The following is a 1,446-nucleotide window of genomic DNA, read 5'->3' on the forward strand; positions in this document are numbered from 1 at the left end:
TGAACTGCCCCCCAAAAGTTGGACAGGAGACGCTATTGATTTAGTGCCTGGGTCCGAAACTGTACCGGACTCAAGCCATTCAGTCTGAGGCTTATGCGGTCTTGGTTGTAGTAGGTGATGTAATCCTCTAAGCCTGATGCCAGTTGCTCCACACTCTCAAATGATTCCAGATAGAAAAACTCGCTCTTGAGCTTGCCAAAAAAGCTCTCCATGGCGGCATTGTCCAAGCAATTACCCTTGCGCGACATGCTCTGCTCGATGCTCTTTTCGGCCAGCATGTGTCGGTAGGTAGGCTGCCTGTACTGCCAACCCTGGTCAGAGTGCAGTATCGGCTTGTCACCTTGATTCAGTCGCCCGAAGGCTTTTTCCAGCATCGTCGAAACCATCCTGAATTCGGGACGTCGGTTGACCTGGTAAGCCAGGATCTCGCCGTTGTACAAATCCATGAGAGGCGAGAGAAACAGCTTTTGCCCCTTCACCTTGAACTCCGTCACGTCGGTTGCCCATTTCTGGTTAGGGGCTTGTGCCTTAAATTCGCGCTTTAGTAAATCAGGCGCAACAAGCCCTTCAGCACCTCGGTAAGAGCGATATTTCTTCACTTTGACCAGCGACTTGAGGCCTATCATCTGCATCAGCCGATACACCTTTTTGTGATTGATCAACTCACCACTGTTTCCAAGGGTCGCGGTGATGCGGCGGTAGCCGTAACGTCCCTTATGCCCGTGATAGACGCTGCGGATGCGATCTTTAAGGCCTGCATGCTTGTCGGTTAGCAGTGTTTTACTTTGGTAATAGAAGGTGCTGCGTGCAAGTGCCGCAGCACGTAGCAACAGAGCAAGTGGATGCTCATGCCTCAATCCTTGGACGGCCTGCGTTTTTTTGGCTGCGCAGTAAGGGGATCCGCTTGGATTAAGGCATCGAGCTTTTTTAGATAGGCATTCTCCGCGCGCAGATAAGCCAGTTCTGCGAGCATTTGTGCAGGGGTCAGTTCTGCGTCCGCAGGAAGAGCAGGACTTGCTTTGGGTTGCCTGGAAGGTTTGCGGGGCATGCTGGACTCTTTAAGACGATGCGGTTGTAGTGCTTCTACACCGCCTTCATCGTACAGCTTTCGCCACTGCCTGATACTACTTGGACCACGGATATCAAACCGTATACAGGCCTGCTGGTCCGACAGTCCGTCTTGTTTGATGCACTGCAAAACCTTCAATTTAAACTGGGCATCGTAATGGCTGTACTTGGCAATCAAACCAGAGGCACCGTGCTTTTCAAAACCCTTGACCCAGCGACGAAGCAGCGATGGACTCAAGCCATGCTTGAGGGCCACCTCATGAACGCTACTGGCAGACAGACACTCTTCAATCAGTGATTGCTTGAGTGCTAGGTTGTATTTCGTCATGGAACACCCTCCCGAGGGGGTCAGGTGTCCAACATTCGGGGGGCAGTTCA

General features: G+C 51.9%; 1 protein-coding gene. It reads right to left on the reverse strand.

The annotated features are described in order from the left end of the window. Window positions 1–32: 32 nt before the first annotated feature. Window positions 33–1,396 (reverse strand): IS3 family transposase gene (locus tag GIV26_RS27000; RefSeq protein ID WP_236282922.1). Its coding sequence is split into 2 segments (ribosomal slippage): window positions 33–931 and window positions 931–1,396, totalling 1,365 coding nucleotides; the frame shifts between segments, so codons are not numbered across the junction. Window positions 1,397–1,446 lie beyond the last annotated feature (50 nt).

This window comes from Pseudomonas sp. PA-1-3F, assembly GCF_021609665.1.
Taxonomy (GTDB): Bacteria; Pseudomonadota; Gammaproteobacteria; order Pseudomonadales; family Pseudomonadaceae; genus Aquipseudomonas; species Aquipseudomonas paracarnis.